Genomic DNA, 25,044 nt, shown 5'->3' with positions numbered 1-25,044 from the left:
AAGGGAGACAGGGATGAACAACGATCGGAGGGTGGGGGCGGCGATCCTGATCGCCTTGGGGCTGGCGTTGCCGGGTGCGGCGCAGGCCGATCTCGGTGCGGTGCTGGCGTGCATGCAGGCCAGCGTGCCCGACCGGCTGCGCATCCAGCAGATCGAGATGACGGCCACCGATCCCAAGGGGGGCGAGCGCGTGCTGCGCGGGCGGCTGTATGCGCAGCGCGAGGGCGTCGAGTCCGGCTACCCGCTGGTGCGGGCGACGCTGCTCATCGATGCCCCGGACTATCTCGACGGCGCGGCCTACCTCGTCCGCCAGGCCGAAGAGGAAGAGCGCGACGGCATGTGGGTCTATCTGCCCTCGGTGAAGCGGGTCCGCCGCGTCAGCGGCGAGTTCGCCGACGGCGCGCTGCTGGGCACGAACTTCAGCTACTACGAGTTCAAGCAGATGCAGAACGCCTTCAGCGACGCGACGCCGCGTTTCGAGGGCGAGGCCGAGCTCGACGGCGAGCCGGCGTGGCTGATGAGCTTCGCGCCCGAGGCCGATGCCGGCGCGCGCTACACCGGCGTGCGCGGCTGGGTCGATCGGCGCACCTGCCTGACCCGGCAGCTCGAGTTCCTGGAGGGCGAGCGCGTGGTCAAGCGACTGCGTGCCGATCCCGATGCCATGGTCCAGTCGAACGGCCACTGGTATGTGGGATCGATGACGATGACGGACCTCGTCGACGGCGGTCACACGGTGCTGCGTGTGCTCGACGTGCGCACCGAGCAGGAGACACCGGCGCGCTACTTCGATCCGGAGCGCTTCTACCTCGCACGCTGACCCCGGCCCGCGGTCGGCGCGGGCATGGCACCGATCTTGCTGAGCTTGAACCCGTACTGGGTTCGAGCGGGGGTTCGAGCGAGCGATGCCACGGCCGTCCGTCACGGTGGCGCTGCTCGGCGTCGGCGACCACGAACGACGTGTGTTGCTGGCGGCGATCAGCGCGGTATCCGGGCCGGCCTTGCTGCCGGCGGACCTGGAGTGGACCAAGGTCGACGACGCTGCCATCGTCGTCGCCGATGTCGACCACCCGCTCACGGCGAAGACGCTCGAAGGACTGCATCAGCTTCGCCCCCGGGAGGTCATCCGCTTTGCCGGACATCTGCGCGTGGACGTCGACATCGCGCGACCGATCCGCATGCAGGTGCTGATCCAGACGTTGCAGGGCGCGATCGAACGCGCGCTGGCGCGCGCCCGTGCCGATGCGGAAGCCGCGGCGCGCCAGGCCGCCGCACAACTCAGTGCCAAGCGCACCTACCGCGGCGTGGCCATCGATGCACCGACTTCGCCCAGCACGTCGGGCGACGAAGATCCGGCGACGGACGCTGCGCCCAAGCCCAAGCGGACCTATCGCGGTCAGTCGTATTGAGCGCCCGCCCGCATCGCGCGGGCCTCAGCGGGCGTCGAGCTGCAGGGTGTAGGCGTCGATCAGCGTGAAGTAGCCTTCGGCGGCGAACAGCTGCACCTCGACGGTCAGCTCCGCTTCGCGCGTGTCGTCCGGCGTCTCGGCAAAGCGCACCTTCACTTCGATGTCGGACGATTCGTAGGCGCCCCTGGCCGCCAGCGTCTGCAGGCGCGCAAAGTCGAGCTGCGCCGCGTCCGTCAGGCGATATTCCGTGAGCTGCTCGACGCGGCTGTCGCGCAGCAGGCCGGCCGGCGACTGGCGCCGGTGCTGGCCGATCGCCTGCAGCTGCAAGCGCGACTGCGAGCTGCCGGCGCGGGTGTCGAGCCGCACCTGCAGGTGCGAACCCTCGGCGTCGACCACGAATTCCGGTGGCAGGGTGACGCGCACGCGGATTTCGGCGGGATCGATCCGGCTCCAGCGCTGCTCGTCGAGCTGCCGCAGCTGGAGCAAGGTGGACCAGGGGACGGAGGCGCAGCCGCCGGCGATCATCGCAACGAGCAGCAGCACGACGCGGAAAGCCGAAGGCCCCGGGCGCGCACGGAACAGGGAAGGACGGGGATGCATCGGCAGGATATTGCCCGTTGCCGGCGCCTGCTGCATCCGGACGAGCCCGCGACCGTTTCGCTCTGCGAGAGTGCCGCCACGGCCTGTCGGGGAGAGACGTGGTGGAACAGACGCTGCCGTATTCGCGCAACCGTCCGTGCCGGGCGGCGGCGGTCGCGCGCTGGGACGGCGAGGCCGATGTCATCGTCGTCGGCTTCGGCGCGGCGGGTGCCTGCGCCGCGATCGAGGCGGCGCGCGCCGGTGCGCGCACGCTGCTGGTCGAGGCCGCGTCCGCGCATGGCGGCACCTCGGCTCTGTCCGGCGGCGAGATCTACGTCGGCGGCTCCGGCGGCACGCTGCAGCAGCGCACCGCGGGCTTCTCCGACGACACCGAGGACCTGTATCGCTACCTGATGCTCGCCGGCGGTCCCGATGCCGATGCGGACAAGGTGCGGCTGTACGCCGACCACAGCCTCGCGCACTTCGAGTGGCTGCAGGCGCAGGGGCTGGTCTACAAGAACTCGTTCATCGCCGAACGCATCGTTGAACCGTTCACCGACGACTGCCTGATCTGGAGCGGCAGCGAGCAGGCCTGGCCGTTCTGCGAGCAGGCCAAGCCGTGCCCGCGCGGTCACACACCGCAGTGGGAGGGCCTGGGCGGCGGCAAGCTGCTGATGGACACGCTGGCCGCACGCGTCGCCGAGCTGCCGGTCGAGGTGCGCTACGACACACGCGCGCAGGCGCTGATCAATGACGACGACGGCCGCGTCTGCGGGATGGTATTGCGCAGCGCCGGCGTCGACCGCTGCGCGCGTGCGCAGCGCGGCGTGGTGCTGTGCGCCGGCGGTTTCGTGATGAACCGCGACATGATCCGCCAGCACGCCCCGCAGATGGCGCGCTCGAACATGCCGATCGGCACCGTCGACGATGGCTCCGGCATCCAGCTCGGCCAGAGCGTCGGCGGGCACGCGATCCACATGAGCGAGGGCTTCGTGACGTTGCCCTGGTATCCGCCCGAGCAGCTGATCAAGGGCATCTTCGTCAACGAGCAGGGCCAGCGCTTCGTCAACGAGGACGGCTACCACGGCCGCACCGCGCAGCACATCCTGCAGCAGAGCGGCACGCGCTTCTGGCTGCTGCTCGACCAGGACATCTACGCCGAGCCGGCCTTCAGCGAGTTCGCGAAGATCGGTATCGGCGCCGCCGGCGAGACCTGGGACGAAGTCGAGCGCGACCTGGAACTGCCCGCCGGTTCGCTGACCGGCACCGTCGCGGTCTACAACCGCCACGCCGCGGAAGGGCGCGACCCGCTGTTCCGCAAGCAGCCGAAGTGGCTCAAGCCGCTGACGCAGCCGCCGTTCGTCGCGCTCGACTGCCGCATCGACCACGCCGTCTATTTCAGTTTCACGCTCGGCGGCCTCGACACGCGGCCGAGCGGCGAGGTGCTGGATGCGTCGCGCCGGCCGATCCCCGGGCTGTATGCCGCTGGCCGCACCGCCTGTGGCCTGCCGCGCTGGGGTGCGGGCTACAGCTCCGGCATGTCGCTGGCCGACGCGACCTTCTTCGGGCGGCAGGCGGGGCTCGCCGCGGCGTCTCACGCGAAAGGGTGACGCCCGGCCGTCGCCGCGCACGCATCATCCGGCGATCAGATCATCCGGTGAGGAGACCGATTCATGACACAGCCGGCATTTCCCGCAGGCGCGACGCTGGTGTTCGGCGGCAGCGGCGGCATCGGCCAGGAGGTCGCGAAGAGCTTCGGCAAGGCCGGCTCGGACGTGGCCATCGTCTACCGCTCCAAGCAGGACGTCGCCGAGAAGGTCGCGGCCGACATCGGCAGCGGCGGACGCAAGGCGACGATCCACGCGGCCGACGTGCGCGAGGCCGCACAGGTCGAGGCGGCGGTGAAGGCGGCGGTCGCCGCCCACGGACGCATCCACACCGTGGTCTGGGCGGCCGGCCCGGTGGTCGAGCAGGTGCACATCGCCGAGACCTCGGCCGAGCTGTGGAAGAAATCCATCGACATCGAGGTGCACGGCTTCTTCAACGCGGTGCAGGCGACACTGCCGCATCTGCGCGAGGCCGGCGGCGGGTCCTACGTGCATCTGGGCTCAGCGGGCCACGTCTGGTGGCCGGCGAAGGATGGCCTGTCGGTGGCCCCGAAGGCCGCCAACGAGGCGCTGATCACCGGCATCGCCAAGGAAGAAGGCCGCTTCAACGTCCGTGCGAACTCGGTGCTGGTCGGCGTCATCGAGGCCGGCATGTTCCTCGAACTGCTCAAGCGCGGCGTCTTCGACCAGAAGTGGACCGACGAGACGCAGAAGCTGCTGTGCATCAAGCGCTGGGGCAAGCCCGAGGAGATCGGCAACGCCGCGGTGTTCCTCGCCACCAATGGCTACGTGACCGGACAGAAGATCAACGTGTCCGGCGGCTTCGGCATCTGAAGGGGAGCGTGGGATGAGTCTGCCGCTGGAAGACATCGAGCTGATCCGTCAGCTCAAGTACCGTTACTGCCGCTGCATCGACATGGCCAACATCGTCGAACTGCGCGAGCTGTTCGCCGAGGACGCCAGCGTGCGCTACCAGGGCGGCAGCTACCTGTTCGAGGCGCAGGGCCGCGACGAGATCATCGGCGCGCTCGAGTATGCGTTCCATGCCGAGGCGATCGCGCTGCATCACGTGAACCATCCGGAAATCACCGTGACCTCGCCGACCGAGGCCACCGGCATCTGGTACCTGAAGGACTGGTTTTGCGACCTGCGCCGCAAGATCGTCACCGACGGCTCGGCGCTGTACCGCGACACCTACGTGAAGCGCGACGGACGCTGGCTGATCCAGCGCGCGACCTACGAGCGCATCTTCGAGATCGTCACGCCGTTCGAGCAGGCGCCGAACATCACGGCGCACTGGCTCGCCAAACACGGCAAGCGACTGCCCGAAGGCGCGTAGGCGTCAGTCCTCGCGCGCGATCGCGCGATAGCCGATGTCGCTGCGGTACTGCACGCCGTCCCAGCCGATCTGCTTCACCGCCGCGTAGGCGGTCTGCCGGGCGGCGCGCACGGTGTCGCCGCGGGCGACCACGCACAGCACGCGGCCGCCGCTGGTCACGACCTGGCCGTCGCGCTCGGTCGTGCCGGCATGGAACACCTTGGCGGCGCCCAGATCGGCGTCGAGGCCGCTGATCGCATCGCCCTTGCGCGGCGTGCCCGGATAACCGCCGGCGGCCATGACCACGCCCAGCGCCGGCTGTGCCGACCACTGCGGCTGCACCCGGTCGAGCGTGCCGTCGACGGCGGCTTCGAGCAGGTCGAGCAGGTCGGAGTCGAGCCGGTACAGGATCGGCTGGGTTTCCGGGTCGCCCATGCGCACGTTGAACTCGAGCACGCGCGGTTCGCCGCGGCCGTTGATCATCAGGCCGGCGTAGAGAAAGCCGGTGAACGGCGCGCCTTCCGCGGCCATGCCCTTGAGCGTCGGCTCGATGACCTCGCGGCAGGCGCGGGCGTGGATCTCCGGCGTGACCACCGGGGCCGGCGAATAGGCGCCCATGCCACCGGTATTCGGGCCGGTGTCGCCGTCGCCGATGCGCTTGTGGTCCTGGCTGGTGGCCAGCGCCACGTACTGCGGCTCGGTGTTCGCACCGCTGGCGACGACGATGAAGCTCGCCTCCTCGCCGTCGAGGAAGTCCTCGACGACCACGCGCGCGCCGGCCTGGCCGAGCATCGTGCCGCCGAGCATGTCGCGCACCGCGGTCTGCGCCTCGTCCACCGTCTGCGCGACGACCACGCCCTTGCCGGCGGCCAGGCCATCGGCCTTGACGACGATCGGCGCGCCGCGCCCGGCGATGTAGGCCACGGCCGGCTCGATCTCGGTGAACACGCGGTACTGCGCGGTGGGGATGCGATGGCGTTCGAGGAAGTCCTTGGTGAAGGCCTTCGAGGCTTCGAGCTGCGCGGCCTTGCGGCGCGGTCCGAAGATGCGCAGGCCGGCGGCCTCGAAGGCATCGACCACGCCCAGCGCCAGCGGCGCCTCGGGACCGACGACGGTGAAGCCGACCTGCTCGCGCTGCGCCAGCGCCACGAGGCCGGCGACGTCTTCCGCGCTCACCGCCACGTTGCGGCAGCCGGCTTCGCGCGCCGTGCCGGCGTTGCCGGGGGCAACGAGCACCTCGGACACCCGCGGCGACTGCGCGAGCTTCCACGCCAGCGCGTGTTCGCGGCCGCCGGCTCCGATGACCAGGACCTTGATGGCTTGCGACATGGCGGCGCTCCGGCGCGAAAAAGGGGCGCTAGGGTAGCTACAAACGGTCGCGCAAACAAAAACCCCGCGTCAGACGGACGCGGGGTCTGCGGATGCGGCGCTCGGTGTCAGCGCAGGCGGATGTTGTTGCCCTCGACGATCACCGGCGTGCCGATGGCAATACTGGCGGGATCGATCACGCGGACCACGCGCTGGCCGCCGGCGTCCATGTTGATGCTGACGTCGTAGACCGTCGTCGAGCGCACGCGCTTTTCCACTTCGTGTCCGGCCATCGCACCGAGGATCACGCCGGCCGCGGTCGCCAGATCCTTGCCGCGCCCTCCGCCGACCTGATGGCCGGCGACGCCACCCGCGACGGCACCCGCGACGGCGCCGGCACCGCTGCCTTCACCCTTGACTTGTACCGGGGTGATGGCGGCCACGGTGCCGCAATCGGCGCAGACGGTCGGCCGCGGTTGCGGTGGCGCAGCCGGGCGCGGCTTGGCGGCCGCGGCCTGTGCCGGCGTCGGTACCGGTGTCGGCTCCGGCGTGGGTTCTGCCGTCGGCTCCGCGGTGGGTTCGGCCTCGGCGACGGCGTCCTGCGGCGCCTCGGGCGCGCAGGCCGCCAGCCAGGCGGCCAGCGAGGTGACGGCGATGACGCGCAGGAAGGGATTCAGGCTCATTGGGTGCCCCCGGGGGTCAGGATATGGGCGTCAGCCTAGGATGGAGCGCTTAGCCCCGGCTGAACAGTGGATCGACGACGAGCAGCGCCCACAGCAGGGCGCCGGTGTACAGCAGACTCACGCCGGCTGCCGCGCCCACGCGCACCGGCAGCGCCGATCCGCGCGTGCCGCGATACGCGGCCAGGGCCGCCCAGCACAGCAGCACTTCGGCCGTCAGCACGTAGACGGCGACGCCGGCCACGGTCGCGACGTTGCGTGCATGCCACAGGCCGAGCGGGCGGGCGATCCACTCGCAGGCGGCGAACACCAGCAAGCCCGCGCCCGTCACCGCGAGCCAGGGCCGGCGGCTGTGCTGGGCCGCCAGCAGCACCGGGAACAGCGCCATCGTCCACAGCCCGCAGAAGTACAGCGGCACCGCGCCGCCGATGCGGTAGATGCCGTGGTCGGGAAACGTCAGTGTCTGCGCGACGTCGACCAGGACCCAGTCCGCCAGCGGCTGGCACAGCGACAACGGCAGCAGGAACGCCCACAGCGCCAGCCAGTCGCCGTGGCCGCGCATCAGGCTCCAGGCGGGCAGCGCGATCTGGTAGGCGACGGCGGCCATCAGCAGCACGCTGCCGAAGGCGCGCATCGGCGTCAGCGCGATGGCCGCGGCGGCCGCGACGAAGAACGCGGTGTGGAACAGCAGGGCTTCGCGCAGGTGCCGGTGCATGCCGTCAGCCGCTGAGCGCCGAGAGCTTGGCGCTGGTCAGCGACAGCCGGTAGATCAGCGTCTCCGTGAACACCTTGTAGAAGCGCAGCTGGCAGTCGCGCGAGACCTGCTCCATCAGCCCGGCGTTGATCTTCAGCGCCAGCAGGCTGGTGGTCGCCGTGACGGTCGCGGTCCGCCGCGTCGCCGACAGGAAGCCGATCTCGCCGACGCAGTCGCCCCGCTCGAGCCGGTTGATCAGCTTGCCGCCCTTGAGCACATCGGCGGCGCCGACGGCGATGATGAAGAAGGCGTTGTCGATCTCGCCTTCGCGGATCAGCATGTCGCCGGGTGAGTAGGTCGCCATCGTGCTGGCGTTGAGGATCTCGTCGACTTCGTCGTCGGAGAAGGCGCTGAAGAAGTGCAGTCGCCGGATCGAGTCGCGCGAATCGCGCCGGTTGCTGCGCTGGCCGTCGCTGCGCAGGCGGTCGACGACGCGTCCCAGTGCGGCGGCAAGTTCGTCGCCGCTGGAGGGGCGCTGCTCCGGGTCTTTCAGCAGCAGCCGGGTGACGATCTTCGACAGGGCCTCCGGGACGTCGGGCCGCAGCGTGCGCACGTCGGGTGCCGGCTGGCCGCGGATCGCCCGGAACAGCTCGGGAATCTCGGCATGCGAGAACGGCGGCATGCCGGTGAGCAACTGGAACAGCACCGCGCCCAGCGAGTACAGGTCGGTCCCCGGCCCGAGCGGTGCGCGCGCCACCTGCTCCGGCGACATGTACAGCGGTGAGCCGACGAGGTTGCGCTTGCCCGACGCGTCGCCGCCGCCGATCTCCGCGATCGAGAAATCCATGACCTTGGGCGTGCCGTCGCGGGTCAGCATGATGTTGCTCGGCTTGATGTCCCGGTGCAGGACGTTCTTGCCGTGCGCGAAATGCAGGGCGCGGGCGCACTTGATGCCGATCTCGACCACCTGTTCCAGCGGCATGCGCGCGGTGTTCGGGCGACACATCGGCAACAGGGTCTGGCCGTCGATGAACTCCATGACGATGTAGCTGAGCTCGTCCTCGACGCCGGCGTCGTAGAGCGAAACGATGTGCGGATGCTGCAGCATGCCGGCGGCGTGCGCTTCGGCAAAGAACGCACGCTCGTGCTCGGCGTCGCCGCGGGCGGCGGCGTCCTGCAGTGCGACCTTGATCGCCACCTCGCGGCGCACGAAGGGATCGAAGCCCTTGTAGACCACGCCGCAGGCGCCGCGGCCGATCTCGCCACGCAAGGTGTACTTGCCGATGCGTTCGGGCGGCGCGTCGGGCAGACGAGCGCGACCGCCGGCATCGGTTCTGGTCGTGTCTTCGTTCATCCGCCGCGTCCCCAGAGGTGCCACTACCCCGGCGTCGAGCTTATCGGCGCAGGCAGACGGATTCCAGCGCGAGCGGTTTCAGCCGCCGCCCACGCGCCGGCGGTGAAAGTCGAGGATCGCGCGCAGCACGCGATCGGGCGCCTCGACCTGCGGGTAGTGGCCGATGCCCTCGAGCGAGACGATGTCCGCATCGGGCACCAGCTCGGCGTAGCGGCGCGCCATGTGGGCGCCCGAAACCGGATCGTCCGGGCCGTTGATCAGGCGCAGCGGCACCGGCGTGCGGGTCAGTGCGCCAACCCAGCGCGCGCGCTGCGCACGTCGCTCGTCGATGTAGCGCAGCAGCCGCGGCATGGCGCGGCGGCCGTCGTTGCAGCGGATGAGCTGCCAGAAATCGTGCAGCTCGATCGGCGAGGGTCGTGTCTGCGCGCCGAAGACCTTCGAGAACGCGCGGCCGAAGCGGCGCTCGCCCATCAGCGGCACCATCAGCGGACCCAGCGGACTCTTCAGCAGCTTCTGCGTGCCGGTCGGACGGTGCGTCTCCGGGAACAGCCCGCCGTTGAGCAGCACCACCGACAGCACGGTGGTTTCGCGTTCCGGCTGATCGAGCTGCCGCGCCAGCAGCTCCTGCGCCACGCTCACGCCGTAGTCGTGGGCGATCAGGTGGACGCGGCTGACGCTGCAGCGCGCGAGCAGTTGCTCGCACAGATCGGCCTGCTCGACCAGCGTGTAGCGATGCCGCGGCGGCTTCGCCGAGAAGCCGAAGCCGAGCAGGTCCGGTGCCAGCACGTGCTCGAACTGTGCGCACAGGCCGGGCCAGACGGCCTCGTAATCCCAGGACGCCGTCGGAAATCCGTGAATCAGCAGCAGCGCGGTGTTACCGGCGCCATGACGCTGATAGAAGATGTCGTGACCGTTGAATGCGAAGCGCAGGCCGGAGTCGCGCCAGCGGGAATAGCTCATGCGGCGCGCCTCCGGGCGGCACCGCACGGCGCCGGGAGCGGCGAAGCAGGTCTGTCCATCGCAAAAGCATACGCGACGGACCCGGACTACTCACAGGCGGTGGGCTCGCGGAACCAGCGCGTGCCGTCGAGCAGCAGCTTGCTGCCCTCGACGCGCATCGAGTAGGTCGAGGTCGAGCCATTCGGTGCACGCAGCACGAGCTGTCCCGGCGGGGTGCTCCAGGTGCCGGCGTTGCGGCTCGCGACCGCGCCGCTGGCGACGCCGGGTGTGAAGCCGCCGGCCTCGAAGCCCCGGTAGTAGGTGCCGTTGCTGCACAGGTGGATCGTCTCCGACTCGGAATACCCCGAACCGGAGTAGAAGCGGGTGATCTTCTGCCCGGCCACCGCCGGGCTGAGCGTGCCCGTCCCTTCGGTGCGCGTCGCCGCGCCCGCCGCAGGGGCCTGCAGGCGCACGGAGGCCGTCAGGCTGTCCAGCAATGACCCGAGGTCGCCGGCCTCCGCCTCGGGATAGACCGCGAGCAGGTAGGCGCTGTAGCCGTGACGGCCGACGATGGCGCGACCGCTGGCCTGCATGCCGGCTTGTCCCCCCTGAACGGTGAACCGGGCGGCATAGGTGCCGTCGCGGCGTTCCGGCTCGCCGACCGGGAGCAGGGTGACGCCGCCGCCGAGCGGCAGCGGTCCGTGCAGGGTTTCGCGAACCCCGGCGTCGTCGAGCTCGTCGGCACCGATGACCACGAAGCCCTGGTGTCGCGTCGATCCGACCACCATGACCTCGGAGCCGGACGGCAGTTGCGCGATCCACCCGGCGGGAATCGTCATCTCCACGCCCAGTGCCGCGACACTGAGCGTCTGCGGGCCCTCGTAGCGGGTATCGGCCGCGATTTCCGTCGCGCCTGTCGCCGGCCATGCGATGGCGGCTGCAGCGGCGCCTGCGGCGAGTGCAAGGATCCGGCAGGTACGCAGGACGTGCATGGCGCGCTCCGATCGCGGGTCAGACGGTCATGCGTGCGTCGAGAAAGGCGGCGGCCTCGACGACGGCGGCATCGGCTTCCGGCAGCTTGCCCGCGAACAGCTGCCAGACGTGGAACAGGCCCGGCCACAGGCGCAGTTGCGCCTCGACACCGGCGGCCTGCAAGGCGTCCGCGAGGCGGCGCGCGTCGTCGCACAGCACCTCGTTGTCGGTCGCCTGGATCAGTGTCGGCGGCAGGCCGTGCAGGTCTGCATGGAGCGGCGAGGCCAGCGGCGTCTGCGGCGCCGCGCCGCCCAGATAGTCGGCGGCGGCCACGCGAAGGTGCTCGCTGACGAGCATGTCGTCGTGCTCGCGCGTGAGGGCCGACTGGCCGCTGACGGTCAGGTCGACCCACGGCGAGAACACGACCAGCGCGGCCGGCGGCGGCAGGTCCGCGTCGCGCGCCTGCAGCGCGCACGCCAGCGTCAGGCCGCCGCCGGCGGAATCGCCGGCGACGATCAATGTCCGCGGATCGACGCCCTGTTCGAGCAGCGAGCGGTACGCAGCGAAGACATCGTCGGTGGCCGCCGGGAACGGGTGTTCGGGCGCAAGGCGATAGTCGATCAACGCCACCTGCGCCTGCCAGCGGCGCGCGAGCTGGGCCGCGAACTCGCGGTAGATCTGCGGCGAGCCGACCTGGTAGCCGCCGCCATGCAGATAGAGCAGCGTGCGCGGCGACGGGCGGCGGGTGTTGCGCACCCAGTCGCCGGGTACGCCTCGGAAGGTCGCCGGCTCCACCCGCGTGCATGGCGGCAGCGGCAGCCGCGACCAGCGCGCCGACTGTTCGAGCCGCGCGCGCCGCGCGGCGATCGGCCGCGCGGTGTCGAGCGCCGGGGCGATGAGTTTGCGCACGGCCAGGCGGAACAGGTGCGAGCGCAGCGACAGGCGCGGAGCGGTTTCGGTCATCGGCCAAGCATACCCAACCCGCGGGCCCGACCGTCATCAGGCGGTCGGGCTGCTGACCTACACTGGCTACATGCGCCTGCCGATCCTGCTGATCGCTCTTGGTCTGACCGCCTGCGGCGGCTCGACGCCCCCTGCGCTGCCCGCCGACCTGCCCCTGTGCGCGCCGGAGGCGGCGCCGCTTCGCTTCGACGGGCGCGTGACGACGGCCGACGCGAAGACCTACCGGCTGCAGCCCTTCGCCGTTGCGCCCGGCACCGGTCGCGTCGAACTGGCCTACGGCTGGAGCGAGTCCGGCGCGCTGCCGGGCACACCGCTGACGGCGACGATGCTGGACCTCGGTCTGTGGGACGCGGACGGCTATCGCAGCCCGGCCGGCTTTCGCGGCTGGTCCGGCTCGCGCCAAGGCCGAATCGATCTCGGCCAGGCCCCGGTCTTCGTCGAGGCTGCGCGTGCCGAACGGGGCTATGTGCCGGGCGCGATCGAGGCCGGCGTGTGGCATGCCGAGCTGGGCATCGCCGCGGTCTCCCCGCAGGGCGCGGCGTGGACGCTGGAGATCGACTGCAAGGCCGCCGCGGGCGCCGCCCCTGCTGACGATCCGGTCGACCCGACGCACGTCGCCCGGGCGGGCCCGGCGTGGTACCACGGCGATTTTCACATGCACGCCTACCACTCCAACGCCAATGCGCCGGACTGGACCGGTTTCGTGGCGCAGGCGCGTGCGGCGCAGCTCGATTTCCTGATGGTCACCGAGTACGTCACCGGCGAGCACTGGCGCACGCTCGGTGCGGTGCAACGGGCGAACCCGGACCTGCTGATCTGGCCGGGACGCGAGATCATCACCTACTTCGGCCACGCCAGCACCCACGGCGAAACGCCGTCGACGATCGAGTACCGCCACGGTTTCGAAGATGTGCGCCTGGGCGAGGTGCAGCGCGCGGCGGTGGCCGATGGCGCCCTGTTCCAGGTCAATCACCCCACCAGCTTTCCCGGGCTGCTGTTCGAGAACTTCTGCCGCGGTTGCGAATTCACGCTCGGCGACGACATCGACTGTAGTCAGGTCGACACGATCGAGATCCTGAACGGGCCGGTCATGGCCACCGCCGCCGATCTGGGGATTCCGGTCCCCGGCCTGCAGATCGAGAACCCGTTCATGCGCACCGCGATCCGGCTGTGGGACGAGCGGCTGGCACAGGGCTATCGCATCACCGGGGTGTCCGGTTCCGATTCCAAGGGGACCGAACCCGACGATGCCGAACGGGCGCGTCGCGGCTACGGCTCCTCGGTCACCGCAGTCTTCGCCGATGCCCTGTCGCGACCGGCGCTGCAGGCGGCGATCCGCGCGGGTCACGCCTATGTGCGCACACGCGGAGTGGCCGGCAGCCCGACCCTGGAGTTTCGCGCGACGGTGGACGATGGCCAGACGGCCATCTTCGGCGACACGCTGCGCATCGGCGAGACGCAGACCGCGCGCGCCGAGGTCACGGTCCGCGCCGGCGAGGGCCAGCGCCTGTACTGGTATCGCAACGGCACCCTGGTGGCGAGCACGGCGATCGATGCCGATCCGTTCAGCGAGGTGCGCGAGATCGGGCGCCACCTGCGCAGCGAGGGCGCTCTCGGTACCATGTGGCGTATCGAGACCGGCGACACCGCCTCGCGGACGACGCTCGGCAACCCGATCTTCCTGGCGCCCCCCTGAAGCCAGGCATCGGGCGGCGCCGGTCCGTTCTGGAGTGGGCCCGATGATCCGAATCGCGTTGACGGTGGTGGTCGGCCTGGCGGCTGCGGGCTGCGCGGTCTCTCCTTCCGCCGAGGACCCGCTGGTTGCGCTGGCGCCGCTGCCGGAAACGGCACCCGCCGATGCCGTGCGCGAGGCACTGCTGCAGGGCGCCGCGCAGGCGGTCGGGCAACTCGGGCGCGTCAACGGCTACTGGAGCAACGCCGCGGTGCGGGTGCCGATGCCGGCAGCGCTGGCGCGGCCTGCCGAGACCCTGCGCAAGCTCGGCGCCGGCGGCAAGGTCGACGAATTCCACCACTCGCTGAACGCCGTCGCCGAGCAGGCCGTGCCGTATGCGGCGGAAGCACTCGCGGCCGCGGTGCGCGAGATGACGCTGGACGACGTGCGCGCATTGCTCGACGGGAGCGACGATGCCGTGACGCAGCACTTCCGGGCCAGCCACGGCGAAGCGCTGGTGGCGTATCTGCGGCCCTATGTCGAGGCCACCGGCGCGCGCATCGGCGTGACGCAGCGCTACAGGGATCTGATCGGCGACTACGGCGTGCTGCTGCGCGGTTCCGGCATCCGCGAGCTGGACCTCGACGCGTACATCACGCAGAAGACCGTCGACGGCGTCTTCTATCTGATGGCGGCCGAAGAGGCGCGCATCCGCCGCGATCCGCGCGCACGCGGCACGGAACTCATGCGCCGGGTCTTCGGGCGTCTCTGAGCGCGGCCGGTCGCCGGCATAATACGCGCCCTGTCCCGACCCGCCGCCCGATGAGCGCCGTCCGCTACACCGTGAGCATCGCGCAGCCGCGCGAGCATCTGTTCGAAGTCCTGTGCCGGGTCGACCGGCCTGACCCCCGCGGTCAGGTCTTCCGCCTGCCGTCATGGTTGCGCGGCAGCTACCTGGTGCGCGATTTTGCCAAGCACGTCGTCGATGTCGTCGCGACCTGCGACGGCAAGCCGGTCGCGGTCGAGCGCCTCGACAAGCGCAGCCTGCGCTGCGCCCCGGCGTCGGGCACGCTCGAACTGCGCTATCGGGTGTTTGCATTCGATGTCTCGGTGCGCAAGGCCTATCTCGATACCGAGCGTGGCTTCTTCAACGGCAGTTCGCTGTTCTACTGCCCCGAGGGCTGCGAGACCGGCGCCTTCGAGGTCGAGCTGCTGCCGCCCGAGGACGAGGCTTGCCGCAACTGGCGGGTGGCGACCACGCTCGATCCGGCCCAGACCGGTGCCGATGGATTCGGGCGCTATTGCGCCGATGGCTACGAGGCGCTGATCGATCACCCGGTCGAGATGGGCGATTTCCGCGAGATCGGCTTCGATGTCGATGGCATTCCGCATGCGCTGGTGCTCGCCGGCCGCTGTGAGGCCGACGGCGAACGGCTGGCCGACGATCTGACCCGGATCTGTGTGACGGCGCGGGCGCTGTTCGGTGGCGAGCCACCGCTGCAGCGCTACCTGTTCCTGACCAATGTCGTCGGCAACGGCTATGGCGGGCTCGAACATCGCAGCTCGACCGCGCTGATCTGTGCGCGCAAGGACCTGCCGCGGGTGGGCGACGACGAATGCGGCAAGGACTACCGTGGCTTTCTCGGGCTATGCAGCCACGAGTACTTCCACCTGTGGAACGTCAAGCGCATCACTGCGCAGCGCTTCGCCGAGTCCGATCTCGGCGCCGAGGCCTACACCCGCGATCTGTGGCACTACGAGGGCATCACCTCGTACTACGACGACCTGCTGCTGCTGCGCGCCGGCATCATCGACGCGCCGACCTGGCTCGACCTGCTGGCCGAGAACGCGACGCGCATCGAGCGTGCGCCGGGTACGCGTGTGCAGCATCTGGCCGATGCGAGCTTCGAGACCTGGACCAAGTACTACCAGCCCGACGAGAACACGCCGAACGCGACGGTGAGCTACTACGTCAAGGGCGCGCTGGTCGCGCTGTGCCTGGACCTGCTGCTGCGCCGCGATGGCGGCAGCAGTCTCGACGCGGTGATGCGCGCCGCCTGGCAACGTTGGGGCAGGGACGGCGTACCGGTGCCCGAAGGCGGACTTGAGGCGCTGACCAACGAGCTGTCGACGGTCGACCTGCGACCGTTCTTCGACCTGGCGCTGCGCTCGACCGAGCCGCTGCCGCTGGTCGAACTGCTGGCGGATTTCGGGGTGAAGGTCGAACGCCGGGCGGCGGTGATCGGCGATGGGGGTGGCCGCCACAGTGGCAAGCCGGCGCGGTCCTGGTGCGGGCTGACGCTGCGCGCGGGCGAGGCGCGGGTCCGTCATGTCCACAGCGGCGCGCCGGCCGCGCGCGCCGGCGTTCATCCGGACGATCAGCTGCTCGCGCTCGACGGCCTGCGCGCCGGCGGTCGCTGGCCCGAGGTGCTGGCGCGACTCGAACCGGGCCGTGACGTGAGCCTGCACCTGTTCCGCGACGACCGCTTGCTGGCGCTGACTCTGACCCCGGTGGCGCCGCCCGCCGACACCTGGACGCTGAGCCTCGCCGAGGTCGATGCCGATTGCCGTGCGCGCCGCGACGCCTGGTTCGGGGGTGCGCGATGATCGACCCGGTCTGGCAGACCGCGCTGGCCTACCTGATCGGCACGATCATGGGCGGCCAGATCGTCGGCTGGCTGCGCGGCGGCGTCGACCTGCGCACCCAGGGCAGCGGCAATCTCGGTGCGACCAACGCACTGCGTACCCAGGGCGCGCGCTTCGCCGTCGGCGTGCTCGCGATCGACGTGATCAAGGGCGTGGTCGCCAGTGTGGTCGTGCCGGCGCTGCCGGGCCTCGGCGAGCCGCTGCTCGATCGCCGCCAGCAGGCCTATCTGTGCGGCGTCGCGGTCGCGGTCGGCCACTGCTACCCGATCACCGCCGGGTTTCGCGGTGGCAAGGGCGTGGCCACGCTCGCCGGCGTGTTCGGCGCGCTGATGGGCGCGGCGCTGCCGTGGATGCTCGCCGGCTTCGCCCTGGTGGTGATGCTGACCGGCTATGTCAGCCTGGCGACGTTGATGTCGGCCCTGATCGCGGTGCTGATCGTGACCTGCTTCAGCGCCGCCGGCCTGTTCTCCGATGCCGGTGCATTCACGCTAGCGATGACCGCGCTGGTGGTGTGGAAGCATCGCGACAACCTGCGCCGTCTGCTCGCCGGCAACGAGCATCGTTTCGAAAAGGCGATGGTGCTGCGGCGATGGCACAGTCGCTGAGCGAGACCGAACTGCTGGCCCTGGTCGACCGCCTGGCCGACGGCGCCTGGCATTCCGGCGAGCAGCTCGCGGCCGCCTGCGGAATCAGCCGCGCCGCGCTGGCCAAGCGTGTCGAACGACTCAAGGACTGGCAGCTCGCCGTCGAGGCCCGCCACGGCCTCGGCTATCGACTCGCAAGCCCGATCGAGCGGCTCGATCAGGCGCGCTTGCAGGCCGCGCTGGGTCACGCGCTGCGGGTGCAGGTCGTCACGGTCACCGACTCGACCAACTCGCAGTTGCTGGCAGCCGACGCCGGCAACGATCCGCAGGCCCTGCTCGCCGAATACCAGGCCGCCGGGCGTGGTCGCCGCGGCCGCAACTGGGTCACGCCGTTCGCGGCCCAGCTCGCGTTGTCGGTCGCCTGGTCGTTCGAGGCGATGCCGGCGCAGCTGACCGCGCTACCGCTTGCGGTCGGCGTCGTCTGCGCGCAGCGCCTGCGCGCGCTCGGCGCAGCGGCCGTTAAGGTCAAGTGGCCGAATGACCTCGTGGCCGGCGGTCGCAAGCTGGCCGGCATCCTGATCGAACATCGCGGCGAAGGCGGCGGCAGTTGCCGCGTCGTCGTCGGCATCGGCCTGAACCTGGCGCTGCAGGCCCAGCAGGCCAGCGACATCGCGCAGCCCTGGGTCAACCTGCCTGAGCTGCTCGACGCGGTGCCGTCGCGCAATGCCGTGGCCGCCGACCTGCTCGGCGCGCTGGCGACGCTGCTGGCCGACTATCCGCGCCGTGGCTTCGCACCCCACGCCCAGGCCTGGGAGGAACTCGATGCGACTCGCGAGCGCGCCGTCAAGGTCCAGCTCGGCGATCGGGTGCTCGACGGCGTCGCCCGCGGCATCGACGACGATGGCGCGCTGCTGGTCGATGCCGCCGGGACCCGCCATCGCCTGCATTCGGGCGAAGTCAGCCTGCGGATCGCGTCGTGACCGACGCCCCGGCACGGTCGCCGCGGAACCGCAAGGCGCAGATCCATGCGCCGCGACTGTTGCTCGACATCGGCAACTCGCGACTCAAGTGGGCGTGGCAGGCCGACGCCGGTCTCGGCGATTGCGGCGTGATCGTCCATGCCGGCGAGCCCGCCGTGGCGCTGCCGAGCCTGGCGCCGGTGCAGCCGGCCGAGGTCTGGATTTCGCATGTCACCGGCCCCGCCAACGAAGCGCCGCTGGCCGCAGCGGTGCGCGAACGCTTCGGCCGTGCACCGCATTTCGCCCGCAGCGCCGAACAGTGGCGTGGCCTGCGCAACGGCTACGCCGAGCCGGCGCGACTCGGCGTCGACCGCTGGCTGGTCATGGTTGCGGCCTGGAGCGAGCACCGGGTCGCAACCTGCATCGTCGATGCCGGCACTGCACTGACCGTCGACGGCTTCGACGAAGCCGGCCGCCACCTTGGCGGCATCATCGCCGCCGGTCTGCTGACCCAGCAGCGCGCCGTTCTGGGACAGACCCGCTTCGCGACGCGCGAGCAGGGCACCACCTATCACGCAGGCCTCGGCCTCGACACCGAGGCCTGCGTCAGTCAGGGCGCGATGCTGGCGTGCCTTGGCGCGATCGACCGGGCACTGTCGGCGACCGCCGCTGTCAGGCGGATCGTCACGGGCGGCGATGCGAGCGTACTGCTGCCGCATCTGCACGGCGACTGGGAGCACCGGCCCGACCTCGTCCTCGAAGGCCTGCGCGTGCTCGCCGACGACCGCTGATCGGCGACAAACGGTCGTCCGCGCAACTCGTCGGCCGGCCGCCCCCGCTGGGCGGGCCATCCCTCCATGCCGGTCACCGGCCGGGCATCGTGTAGCCGAGTGCAGGACGCACGGCTCCAGGTGCCGGTTCCCCGGTGCAGGAGCGGCGTCCACGCAGGACCGGCGGGGACCCAGGATGCGCAGCTACGGATTCAGGACGATCGGCAACAACAGGCAGGGCGGCGCGACGGCGATCGAGTTCGCATTCGTGCTGCCGATCATGCTCGTCCTGTTCTACGGCGCGCTGACCTACGGCCTGATCTTCCTGATGCGGCTCGGGTTGCAGCATGCCGCAGAGAGCGGCGCGCGCGCCGCCCAGCGTTATCCACTGCAAAGCTGCGCGCAGGCGATGGGCGCTCCCTGCGATCCGGAGGACCGGCAGCAACATCAGTTCAACGAGCGGCTGAAAGCCGCCTTTGGTGTCGCGACAGCGCAGGCGAGCTGGATGCTGCGCGATGGATCGACGGCGCTGCAGGTGGTGGCGCGCATCTGCCCGGACGGCGCCGAGTGCACCGACGCCACCTCGGCCAGTTGCGACCAGCAGGCCTGTCCGGCCGTAGCGCCGCCGGACTGCGGTGCTTCGGCTTGTCAGATCGTGGTCACCGTGCGCTACGACTACGCCGCCGCACCCTTCGTCCCGCGTCTGCCTGGCCTGGGGCTGGTGACTCCGGACGAGCTGACCGGGCAGGGGCGTCTGCTGATCGACGCCCGGGGGTTCACGTTGTGAACAGCCCCCTGAAGGACGTCCGGCAGCCGCGACAATCCGGCGCGGCAGTCGTGGAGTTTGCGCTGGTGCTGCCGATCTTTGTGCTGGTGTTGTACATCCTGATCAGCTTCGGTGTTCTGTTTTACGCCCAGCTGGTGGTTTCACGTGCGGCCACAGACGGCGCCCGCGCCCTCGTGGTGTTGCCTGGAGTGTCCAGCCTCGAGACGCTGACAGAGACACAGAAGGATTCGATCAAACAGCAGGTCATCAACTCGCTGGCGGTGTCGCTGGCGATGACCGCGGATAGCGGCGAGTACGCGGAACGCCTGGCCTTGTTGCAGAGTGAGGTGCTGCCCCGCATCCGTGTCGATGGAGGGGGCTGCGGCACCGACGGTGCAGCCGGGTTGGTGCGTGTCGAGGTGCGCTTTCCCTATGACCTCGTCCGAATCTTGCCGCCCATCACCCTGCCGATGGTCGGCAGTGTGGGCGGCGGCCTGTTCGATACGCTGACCGGCTGTGCGGTCGCCAACTTGTAGGGGCATGCGCCAGTGCAGAGAACGGCTTTCCGATCCCGCCTCCCGGTGATCAAAAAGGGCCAGAAGGGTTCGGCCAGCGTCTTCGCGGCCATCAGCCTGAGCGTGCTGGTGATCATGCTCTCGCTGGCCGACATCGGCCTGCTCTACTACTACGATATCGAGTATCAGAAGGCAGCCGACCTGGCTGCAATCGCGGGCGCCCGGGACCTCTACGACGAGGCCGGACTGCAATCCTGCGGTGGCACGGCCCGGCCGGCGGCAGAACTCGCAGCCGCGAATAATCTGGGCGGAAAAAACTATCAGATCGTGGTCACCTGCGGACGCTGGCGGCCGTTTGAGACGCCGAGACTGGACACTGGCGGTGACGTCAGTTTGCACGACACTGTCGAGGTGGTGATTTCCGGTACGCCCCCGGGCGTCATGCCATTCATCGCCACGCCGCAGATCAGCCGCCGGGCCACCGCCACGATCAGCACGCCGCAGGCGGCGCTGAACATCCGCTCGACGGTGGCGACCTTGCAGGATGGTGTGGTCAATGCCCTGCTCGGCGCACTGCTGGGCAGCAACGTTGCGCTCACCGTGGTCGGCTGGGACGGTGTCGCCAACGTCAACGTGAGTCTCCTGGAGTTCCTCGACAACGTCGCGTTTCTGGAGGGCATTGACGTCGATCTCGAGGTTGGCGGCTACGACGCCTTGCTCGATGCCGAGGTGGACCTGCTCAACCTGATTCAGGCCCAGATCGAGGCAGTGGGCAGCGGCAGCACGGCCGGAGTCGTGCTGTCGGCGTTCGGGGCGCAGTTGCTGAGCCTTGGCCTGCCGCCGCTGCCGATCCGCCTGGGTGATTTGCTGACCCTGCAGACGGGCGGCGAAGCCTCCGGCCTGAATCTGGGACTGAACGCTTTCGATCTGCTGCAGGCGCTCGTACAGGTGGCCAGTCAGGAGCATGCGCTGGCCGCCGACGTGGGTGTGAATGTTCCCGGGTTGCTCGGCATCCGCATCGCCGCTTCGGTGGTTGAGCCACCACAGATTTCAGTCATCGGCAACCCGGCCCTGATCGATCCGGCCGACCCCAAGGGAGGCGAGCGCCGAATCTATGTGCGTACGGCACAGGTGCGGGCGCTGGTGAGCGTGGATCTCGGGGTGATCGGTTTTTTGAACAAGGTTCTCGACGCCCTGCCATTGCTCGATCTCCAGGTGCTGGACAGCGATCTCGATGTCGGCGTGGATGTAGGGGGCGCGGAAGCTTACGTGACTGGCTATGAGTGCGCCCTCAACGGCGACAAGGCGCTGGAGGTCGATACCGAGACCGCGCTGGCCCGCCTGGCGATCGGCACCTTCAGCGCCGCAGACCTCAATGACTTCTTCGGCTCCGGCACGCCGTTCCCGGACGCTGATGTGCTGAACATTCTTTCGCTCAAGGTTCTCGGGATCCCGGTGGCCGAAATCGGCATCGCCGCCAATGTGCCGGTGGCCGGATCCAGCCGATCGTTGACCTACTCCGCCACCCCGGCCAATCCGGATCCGCTGCCGGAAATCGGCGCTGCGGAGACCGCGGCGATGTACCAGAATATCTCGGCACAGGATATCGTCGGCAGCTTGACGGACACCCTCGCCGGACTCGAGCTGGAAGTGAAAGTCCTGAACTCCGGTCTGCTCGGCAATCTGCTGGAAGCCGTGCTGGGGGTGGTCGGAGCACTGCTGGGCAGCCTGCTGAGCCCGTTGCTGGATCCCGTCCTCAACGGCCTGCTGGATCTTCTCGGTGTCAATCTGGCCAACGCCGAGATCGGCGCGCGGTTGAGCTGCAATCTGGGGGTTGCGACGCTCGTGGAATGAGCGAGTCCCCGGCCTGCGGGCCCCGCTCCGGTGACGAGCGGCGCCCGGGGAGTGAAGCGGCGAATGCCTTGGGCAAAGAACTTCGGCTCAGTCCCGGGGCGCGGCGTGCTCGCTACACTGCGCGGCTGACGACGCCATGACTTTCGATCTTCCCGAGCTGCCGGTTCTCGACGCGCTGCCGCGTCTGCGTGCGGCGCTGGCGCAGGGCTGCGCGGTGCTGTCGGCGCCGCCGGGCTCAGGCAAGACCACGGTGGTGCCGCTGGCCTTGCTCGACGAACCCTGGCTCGCCGGGCAACGCATCGTCATGCTCGAACCGCGCCGGGTCGCTGCGCGCGCGGCGGCCGCACGAATGGCCAGTCTGCTCAGCGAATCCGTTGGCGAGACCGTCGGCTATCAGGTGCGTTTCGAGCGCAAGGTATCGGCGCGCACGCGCATCGAGGTCGTGACCGAGGGCCTGCTCGCGCGACGGCTGCAGGCCGACCCGGAGCTGCCGGGCGTCGGCCTGCTGATCTTCGACGAATTCCACGAGCGCTCGCTCGACGGCGATCTGGCGCTGGCGCTCGCGCTTGATGCGCGCGCCAACCTGCGCCCGGATCTGCGGGTGCTGGTGATGTCGGCCACGCTGGACATTGCCCGCGTGTCGACGCTGCTCGGCGGAGCGCCGGTGATCGAGAGCGGCGGACGCCTTCACGACGTGGAGGTCCGCCACGTCGCGGTTCGCGCCGATCTCGATCACGGCAGCGCGGTGGCGCAGGCCGCAACCCAGGTCCTGCAGCAGAGCGGGAGCGGCGAAGCGGACGGAGACATCCTCGCCTTCCTCCCGGGTGCGCGCGAGATCCGTGCGGCCCAGGCGCTGCTGTGCGAGCGCCTGACCGACGCCATCGGCGTCTATCCGCTGTACGGCGAGCTCGGGCCGCGCGAGCAGGATGCGGCGTTGCTGGCGGATGCCGGCGGTCGACGCAAGGTGATTCTGGCGACCAACATCGCGCAGACCAGTCTGACGGTCGAAGGGGTGCGCACCGTGGTCGATGGCGGGCTGGTGCGCGTGGCGCGCTTCGATCTCGGTGCCGGGGCCAACCGGCTCGATACCGAGCGCGTCTCGCGGGCCTCGGCCGACCAGCGGGCCGGTCGCGCCGGGCGTCTCGGCCCCGGCGTCTGTGTCCGCCTGTGGAGCCGCGAGCAGCATGCCGGCCTGCCGATGCACGACACGCCGGAGATTCTCGCAGCCGACCTGACGCGCTTCGCGCTCGAACTGGCCGCCTGGGGCGTGACCGATCCGTCCGCGCTGGCCCTGCTCGACCCGCCGCCGGAGGCGGCGTGGGCCTATGCGCGCGACTTGCTGCGCGGACTCGAGGCGCTGCACGACGACGGCCGCATCAGCGCTCACGGGCGCGCACTTGTGCGTCTGCCGGCGACGCCCCGACGCGCGCACATGCTGCTGCGCGCGCGCGAGCACGGCCTCGGCGCACTGGCCTGCTGGGTGGCGGCGGTGCTCGACGAACGCGATGCCGGCAGCGCCGATCTCGTCGATGCGGTCGAGCGCTATCTGCGGGGACGCGGGGACGCGGCGGCGCAGCGGCGCGTGCGCGAGGCAGTGCGACAGATGCTGCGTCTGCTCGACGTCGAGGCCGACACGACGCCCGAGCCTGCGCGTCTGGAGGCAGCGGACGTGGCGCGCGTCGTCGCCTGGGCCTACCCCGAGCGCATCGCCCGTCGCCGTCCGGGCGTTCGCGACGGGCGCGACGCAGCCTATCAGTGCGCCGACGGCGGCGAGGCCACGCTGCCGGCGTCCGATGCGCTGTCGGTCCGCGAGTGGCTGGCGATCGCGCACTGGAGCGTCGATGCCGGCACGCGCCGCGGCGCGCGCCGCGTGCGCTTCGCCTGCGCGGCGGACGAGGTCCGGCTGCTGCAGGATCACCCGCCGGTCGAGGACACGCGGGTGTACTGGGACAGCCAGACGCAGGCCGTCGTCGCCGAACGCCAGATGCGGATCGGCGCCCTGCTCGTCTCGCGCAAACCGCTGGCGAAGGCCGATCCGCACGCCATGGCCCATGCGATGTGCGAGGGCGTGCGGGCCCTGGGCCTGGAAGCCCTGCCGTGGACCGAAGCGGCGCGCCAGTTGCAGGCCCGGGTGATGTCGCTGCGCGCCTGGCGTGCCGACGAGGACTGGCCCGACCTGGGCGACGCGGCACTGCTGGACGGTCTCGATGCGTGGCTGCGCCCGCATCTGGACGGCGTTACCCGGCGCGATCATCTGGCCCGGCTGGACCTGGCGGCGATCCTGCGCCTGCAGCTCGACTATCCCCGGCAGCAGCGTCTCGACCGGCTGGCACCCACGCATTTCGAGGTGCCGACCGGTTCGCGCATCCGCCTCGAATACCGTCTGCCCGAGCCGCCGGTGCTCGCGGTCAGGCTGCAGGAGCTGTTCGGCTGCGCGCGGCATCCGGCGGTGGACGATGGTCGCGTGCCGGTGGTGCTGCACCTGCTGTCCCCGGCGCAGCGGCCGGTGGCCGTGACCGGGGATCTGGCCGGATTCTGGGCGCGCGGCTATGCCGACGTCCGCAAGGACCTGCGCGGACGTTATCCGAAGCACCCGTGGCCCGAGGATCCGCTGGCGGCGGCGCCGACCCGGCGCGCCAAACCGCGGGGGTGAGGCGGACGGGCCGGAAGTCCAATGGGCGCATGCCTATCCGCCGGGAGTGGATCAGGGCGAAGGAGGCGGCGCCCGCCATGGAGGGGCGGGCAGGGGGCTGAAAATCGAGCGCTGTCGCGCCATGGAAGGCAGGTGCACGGTTTGCCTTGACGCAGTGGGTTGACACGAAGACAATACGCGGCCCTTTCGGGGCGCATGCGCCTCGGCAGGCCCGGCGGAGGGATACTCAAGTGGCCAACGAGGGCAGACTGTAAATCTGCTGGCTTACGCCTACGGTGGTTCGAATCCACCTCCCTCCACCATAGATAGTGTGTCGCTGTTGCGGCGTGAAGCGGGTGTAGCTCAATGGTAGAGCAGAAGCCTTCCAAGCTTACGACGAGGGTTCGATTCCCTTCACCCGCTCCAGTAAGTAGCAGCGTTTAGAGAACATTTGCCCACCTAGCTCAGTCGGTAGAGCACACCCTTGGTAAGGGTGAGGTCGCTGGTTCGATTCCAGTGGTGGGCACCAGTTTCGGTACGCGCGGTGGTTGGGAATCGAACCAGCGACCGCGCGAAGATGGCCCGCCATGCGGGAACGAGCGAAGCGAGTCCCGCTGGTTCGATTCCAGTGGTGGGCACCAGATTTTGACGGTCGCGGACTTGCAGAAGCCGGCGGCCATCGAGCTGTTCCTTTTTTAGCCACGTGACCCAAGAAGATCGGAGCCTGAGACATGTCGAAGGAAAAGTTTGAGCGCAAGAAGCCGCACGTGAACGTGGGGACGATTGGTCACGTGGACCATGGCAAGACGACGACGACGGCGGCTTT

At 70.0% G+C, this 25,044-nt stretch carries 24 protein-coding genes and 3 tRNA genes; 19 read left to right on the top strand and 8 right to left on the bottom strand.

Annotated elements, in window-relative coordinates; translation table 11 throughout:
- Nucleotides 1-13: 13 nt before the first annotated feature.
- Complete coding sequence (locus tag C8D93_RS18345) at nucleotides 14-817, top strand: outer membrane lipoprotein-sorting protein (RefSeq protein WP_170124106.1); 804 nt, start codon at nucleotides 14-16, stop codon at nucleotides 815-817.
- A gap of 85 nt (nucleotides 818-902) precedes the next feature.
- Nucleotides 903-1,406, top strand: coding sequence for a hypothetical protein (locus tag C8D93_RS18340; protein ID WP_110266693.1), 504 nt, complete (start codon nucleotides 903-905; stop codon nucleotides 1,404-1,406).
- A 24-nt stretch (nucleotides 1,407-1,430) separates the two neighbouring features.
- Here the strand turns inward: C8D93_RS18340 and C8D93_RS18335 are convergent, their stop codons facing one another.
- Nucleotides 1,431-1,949: a hypothetical protein gene (locus C8D93_RS18335; RefSeq protein WP_146216658.1), complete on the bottom strand. Its 519-nt coding sequence runs from the start codon at nucleotides 1,947-1,949 to the stop codon at nucleotides 1,431-1,433.
- 158 nt (nucleotides 1,950-2,107) lie between these two features.
- Here C8D93_RS18335 and C8D93_RS18330 point away from each other — a divergent pair, with 158 nt between their 5' ends.
- The 3 genes from C8D93_RS18330 to C8D93_RS18320 all read left to right on the top strand — a co-directional run bounded on the left by C8D93_RS18330 (nucleotide 2,108) and on the right by C8D93_RS18320 (nucleotide 4,931).
- Entirely contained in the window at nucleotides 2,108-3,595 is a 1,488-nt protein-coding gene (locus C8D93_RS18330; protein ID WP_245903994.1) for an FAD-dependent oxidoreductase, read from the top strand.
- Nucleotides 3,596-3,658: 63 nt separating this feature from the next.
- Nucleotides 3,659-4,426, top strand: a complete 768-nt coding sequence (locus C8D93_RS18325; protein WP_110266691.1) for an SDR family NAD(P)-dependent oxidoreductase — start codon at nucleotides 3,659-3,661, stop codon at nucleotides 4,424-4,426.
- A 13-nt stretch (nucleotides 4,427-4,439) separates the two neighbouring features.
- Nucleotides 4,440-4,931, top strand: a complete 492-nt coding sequence (locus C8D93_RS18320; protein ID WP_110266690.1) for a nuclear transport factor 2 family protein — start codon at nucleotides 4,440-4,442, stop codon at nucleotides 4,929-4,931.
- Nucleotides 4,932-4,934: 3 nt separating this feature from the next.
- Here C8D93_RS18320 and purD read toward each other — a convergent pair whose 3' ends face one another.
- The 7 genes from purD to C8D93_RS18285 form a co-directional block, all read right to left on the bottom strand.
- Nucleotides 4,935-6,227, bottom strand: a complete 1,293-nt coding sequence (gene purD / locus C8D93_RS18315) for a phosphoribosylamine--glycine ligase (protein ID WP_110266762.1) — start codon at nucleotides 6,225-6,227, stop codon at nucleotides 4,935-4,937.
- A gap of 119 nt (nucleotides 6,228-6,346) precedes the next feature.
- Nucleotides 6,347-6,901, bottom strand: coding sequence for a glycine zipper 2TM domain-containing protein (locus C8D93_RS18310; protein WP_110266689.1), 555 nt, complete (start codon nucleotides 6,899-6,901; stop codon nucleotides 6,347-6,349).
- A 49-nt stretch (nucleotides 6,902-6,950) separates the two neighbouring features.
- Nucleotides 6,951-7,613, bottom strand: coding sequence for a DUF6989 domain-containing protein (locus C8D93_RS18305; protein WP_110266688.1), 663 nt, complete (start codon nucleotides 7,611-7,613; stop codon nucleotides 6,951-6,953).
- A 4-nt stretch (nucleotides 7,614-7,617) separates the two neighbouring features.
- Nucleotides 7,618-8,946, bottom strand: a complete 1,329-nt coding sequence (locus C8D93_RS18300) for a serine/threonine-protein kinase (protein WP_110266687.1) — start codon at nucleotides 8,944-8,946, stop codon at nucleotides 7,618-7,620.
- Nucleotides 8,947-9,024: 78 nt separating this feature from the next.
- Nucleotides 9,025-9,906, bottom strand: a complete 882-nt coding sequence (locus tag C8D93_RS18295) for an alpha/beta fold hydrolase (RefSeq protein WP_110266686.1) — start codon at nucleotides 9,904-9,906, stop codon at nucleotides 9,025-9,027.
- Nucleotides 9,907-9,992: 86 nt separating this feature from the next.
- Complete coding sequence (locus tag C8D93_RS18290) at nucleotides 9,993-10,877, bottom strand: hypothetical protein (RefSeq protein WP_110266685.1); 885 nt, start codon at nucleotides 10,875-10,877, stop codon at nucleotides 9,993-9,995.
- Between the two features lie 19 nt (nucleotides 10,878-10,896).
- On the bottom strand, nucleotides 10,897-11,820 hold the full coding sequence (locus C8D93_RS18285) for an alpha/beta hydrolase (RefSeq protein ID WP_110266684.1): 924 nt from the start codon (nucleotides 11,818-11,820) through the stop codon (nucleotides 10,897-10,899).
- Between the two features lie 70 nt (nucleotides 11,821-11,890).
- Between C8D93_RS18285 and C8D93_RS20800 the strand changes: the two genes are divergently transcribed.
- The 14 genes from C8D93_RS20800 to C8D93_RS18220 all read left to right on the top strand — a co-directional run.
- Complete coding sequence (locus C8D93_RS20800) at nucleotides 11,891-13,516, top strand: CehA/McbA family metallohydrolase (RefSeq protein WP_170124105.1); 1,626 nt, start codon at nucleotides 11,891-11,893, stop codon at nucleotides 13,514-13,516.
- A gap of 43 nt (nucleotides 13,517-13,559) precedes the next feature.
- The gene (locus tag C8D93_RS20795; protein ID WP_170124104.1) at nucleotides 13,560-14,264 is read left to right on the top strand and encodes a DUF4197 domain-containing protein; all 705 of its coding nucleotides are present in this window, start codon (nucleotides 13,560-13,562) and stop codon (nucleotides 14,262-14,264) included.
- Between the two features lie 50 nt (nucleotides 14,265-14,314).
- A complete protein-coding gene (locus tag C8D93_RS18275) occupies nucleotides 14,315-16,099 on the top strand; it encodes a M61 family metallopeptidase (protein WP_110266682.1) in 1,785 nt (594 codons plus the stop codon).
- Nucleotides 16,096-16,743: a glycerol-3-phosphate 1-O-acyltransferase PlsY gene (gene plsY, locus C8D93_RS18270; protein WP_110266681.1), complete on the top strand. Its 648-nt coding sequence runs from the start codon at nucleotides 16,096-16,098 to the stop codon at nucleotides 16,741-16,743. The genes C8D93_RS18275 and plsY overlap by 4 nt, the downstream gene beginning before the upstream one ends.
- Complete coding sequence (locus C8D93_RS18265) at nucleotides 16,728-17,702, top strand: biotin--[acetyl-CoA-carboxylase] ligase (RefSeq protein ID WP_110266680.1); 975 nt, start codon at nucleotides 16,728-16,730, stop codon at nucleotides 17,700-17,702. The genes plsY and C8D93_RS18265 overlap by 16 nt, the downstream gene beginning before the upstream one ends.
- On the top strand, nucleotides 17,699-18,472 hold the full coding sequence (locus tag C8D93_RS18260; protein WP_245903992.1) for a type III pantothenate kinase: 774 nt from the start codon (nucleotides 17,699-17,701) through the stop codon (nucleotides 18,470-18,472). Before C8D93_RS18265 ends, C8D93_RS18260 begins: the two co-directional genes overlap by 4 nt.
- On the top strand, nucleotides 18,378-19,238 hold the full coding sequence (locus C8D93_RS21445) for a TadE/TadG family type IV pilus assembly protein (protein WP_110266679.1): 861 nt from the start codon (nucleotides 18,378-18,380) through the stop codon (nucleotides 19,236-19,238). Before C8D93_RS18260 ends, C8D93_RS21445 begins: the two co-directional genes overlap by 95 nt.
- Nucleotides 19,235-19,753: a TadE/TadG family type IV pilus assembly protein gene (locus C8D93_RS20785; protein ID WP_170124102.1), complete on the top strand. Its 519-nt coding sequence runs from the start codon at nucleotides 19,235-19,237 to the stop codon at nucleotides 19,751-19,753. Before C8D93_RS21445 ends, C8D93_RS20785 begins: the two co-directional genes overlap by 4 nt.
- A gap of 45 nt (nucleotides 19,754-19,798) precedes the next feature.
- A complete protein-coding gene (locus C8D93_RS18245) occupies nucleotides 19,799-21,586 on the top strand; it encodes a pilus assembly protein TadG-related protein (RefSeq protein WP_170124101.1) in 1,788 nt (595 codons plus the stop codon).
- 136 nt (nucleotides 21,587-21,722) lie between these two features.
- The gene (gene hrpB / locus C8D93_RS18240) at nucleotides 21,723-24,239 is read left to right on the top strand and encodes an ATP-dependent helicase HrpB (protein WP_110266677.1); all 2,517 of its coding nucleotides are present in this window, start codon (nucleotides 21,723-21,725) and stop codon (nucleotides 24,237-24,239) included.
- A 216-nt stretch (nucleotides 24,240-24,455) separates the two neighbouring features.
- Nucleotides 24,456-24,541 (top strand) — tRNA-Tyr (locus tag C8D93_RS18235).
- A 29-nt stretch (nucleotides 24,542-24,570) separates the two neighbouring features.
- Nucleotides 24,571-24,644 (top strand) — tRNA-Gly (locus C8D93_RS18230).
- 27 nt (nucleotides 24,645-24,671) lie between these two features.
- A tRNA-Thr gene (locus tag C8D93_RS18225) sits at nucleotides 24,672-24,747 on the top strand.
- Nucleotides 24,748-24,949: 202 nt separating this feature from the next.
- On the top strand, nucleotides 24,950-25,044 hold a 95-nt coding region (locus C8D93_RS18220; protein WP_146216657.1), incomplete at its 3' end, for a GTP-binding protein.

Origin of the sequence: Sinimarinibacterium flocculans (assembly GCF_003201205.1) — a bacterium.
Lineage (GTDB): Bacteria > Pseudomonadota > Gammaproteobacteria > Nevskiales > Nevskiaceae > Solimonas > Solimonas flocculans.
Note: the sequence above shows the minus strand (reverse complement) of the source record. Positions and strands in the feature narration are given on the sequence as shown.

What these genes read in the sequence shown, in the direction of transcription:
- C8D93_RS18305 (WP_110266688.1), bottom strand. Translation starts at nt 7,613, where the DNA reads ATGCACCGGCACCTGCGCGAAGCCCTGCTGTTCCACACCGCGTTCTTC.
- C8D93_RS18265 (WP_110266680.1), top strand. Translation starts at nt 16,728, where the DNA reads ATGGCACAGTCGCTGAGCGAGACCGAACTGCTGGCCCTGGTCGACCGC.
- C8D93_RS21445 (WP_110266679.1), top strand. Translation starts at nt 18,378, where the DNA reads ATGCGAGCGTACTGCTGCCGCATCTGCACGGCGACTGGGAGCACCGGC.
- C8D93_RS20800 (WP_170124105.1), top strand. Translation starts at nt 11,891, where the DNA reads ATGCGCCTGCCGATCCTGCTGATCGCTCTTGGTCTGACCGCCTGCGGC.
- C8D93_RS18295 (WP_110266686.1), bottom strand. Translation starts at nt 9,906, where the DNA reads ATGAGCTATTCCCGCTGGCGCGACTCCGGCCTGCGCTTCGCATTCAAC.
- plsY (WP_110266681.1), top strand. Translation starts at nt 16,096, where the DNA reads ATGATCGACCCGGTCTGGCAGACCGCGCTGGCCTACCTGATCGGCACG.
- hrpB (WP_110266677.1), top strand. Translation starts at nt 21,723, where the DNA reads ATGACTTTCGATCTTCCCGAGCTGCCGGTTCTCGACGCGCTGCCGCGT.
- C8D93_RS18325 (WP_110266691.1), top strand. Translation starts at nt 3,659, where the DNA reads ATGACACAGCCGGCATTTCCCGCAGGCGCGACGCTGGTGTTCGGCGGC.
- C8D93_RS18290 (WP_110266685.1), bottom strand. Translation starts at nt 10,877, where the DNA reads ATGCACGTCCTGCGTACCTGCCGGATCCTTGCACTCGCCGCAGGCGCC.
- C8D93_RS18310 (WP_110266689.1), bottom strand. Translation starts at nt 6,901, where the DNA reads ATGAGCCTGAATCCCTTCCTGCGCGTCATCGCCGTCACCTCGCTGGCC.
- C8D93_RS18345 (WP_170124106.1), top strand. Translation starts at nt 14, where the DNA reads ATGAACAACGATCGGAGGGTGGGGGCGGCGATCCTGATCGCCTTGGGG.
- C8D93_RS18285 (WP_110266684.1), bottom strand. Translation starts at nt 11,820, where the DNA reads ATGACCGAAACCGCTCCGCGCCTGTCGCTGCGCTCGCACCTGTTCCGC.
- C8D93_RS18300 (WP_110266687.1), bottom strand. Translation starts at nt 8,946, where the DNA reads ATGAACGAAGACACGACCAGAACCGATGCCGGCGGTCGCGCTCGTCTG.
- C8D93_RS20795 (WP_170124104.1), top strand. Translation starts at nt 13,560, where the DNA reads ATGATCCGAATCGCGTTGACGGTGGTGGTCGGCCTGGCGGCTGCGGGC.
- C8D93_RS18340 (WP_110266693.1), top strand. Translation starts at nt 903, where the DNA reads ATGCCACGGCCGTCCGTCACGGTGGCGCTGCTCGGCGTCGGCGACCAC.
- C8D93_RS18320 (WP_110266690.1), top strand. Translation starts at nt 4,440, where the DNA reads ATGAGTCTGCCGCTGGAAGACATCGAGCTGATCCGTCAGCTCAAGTAC.
- C8D93_RS18275 (WP_110266682.1), top strand. Translation starts at nt 14,315, where the DNA reads ATGAGCGCCGTCCGCTACACCGTGAGCATCGCGCAGCCGCGCGAGCAT.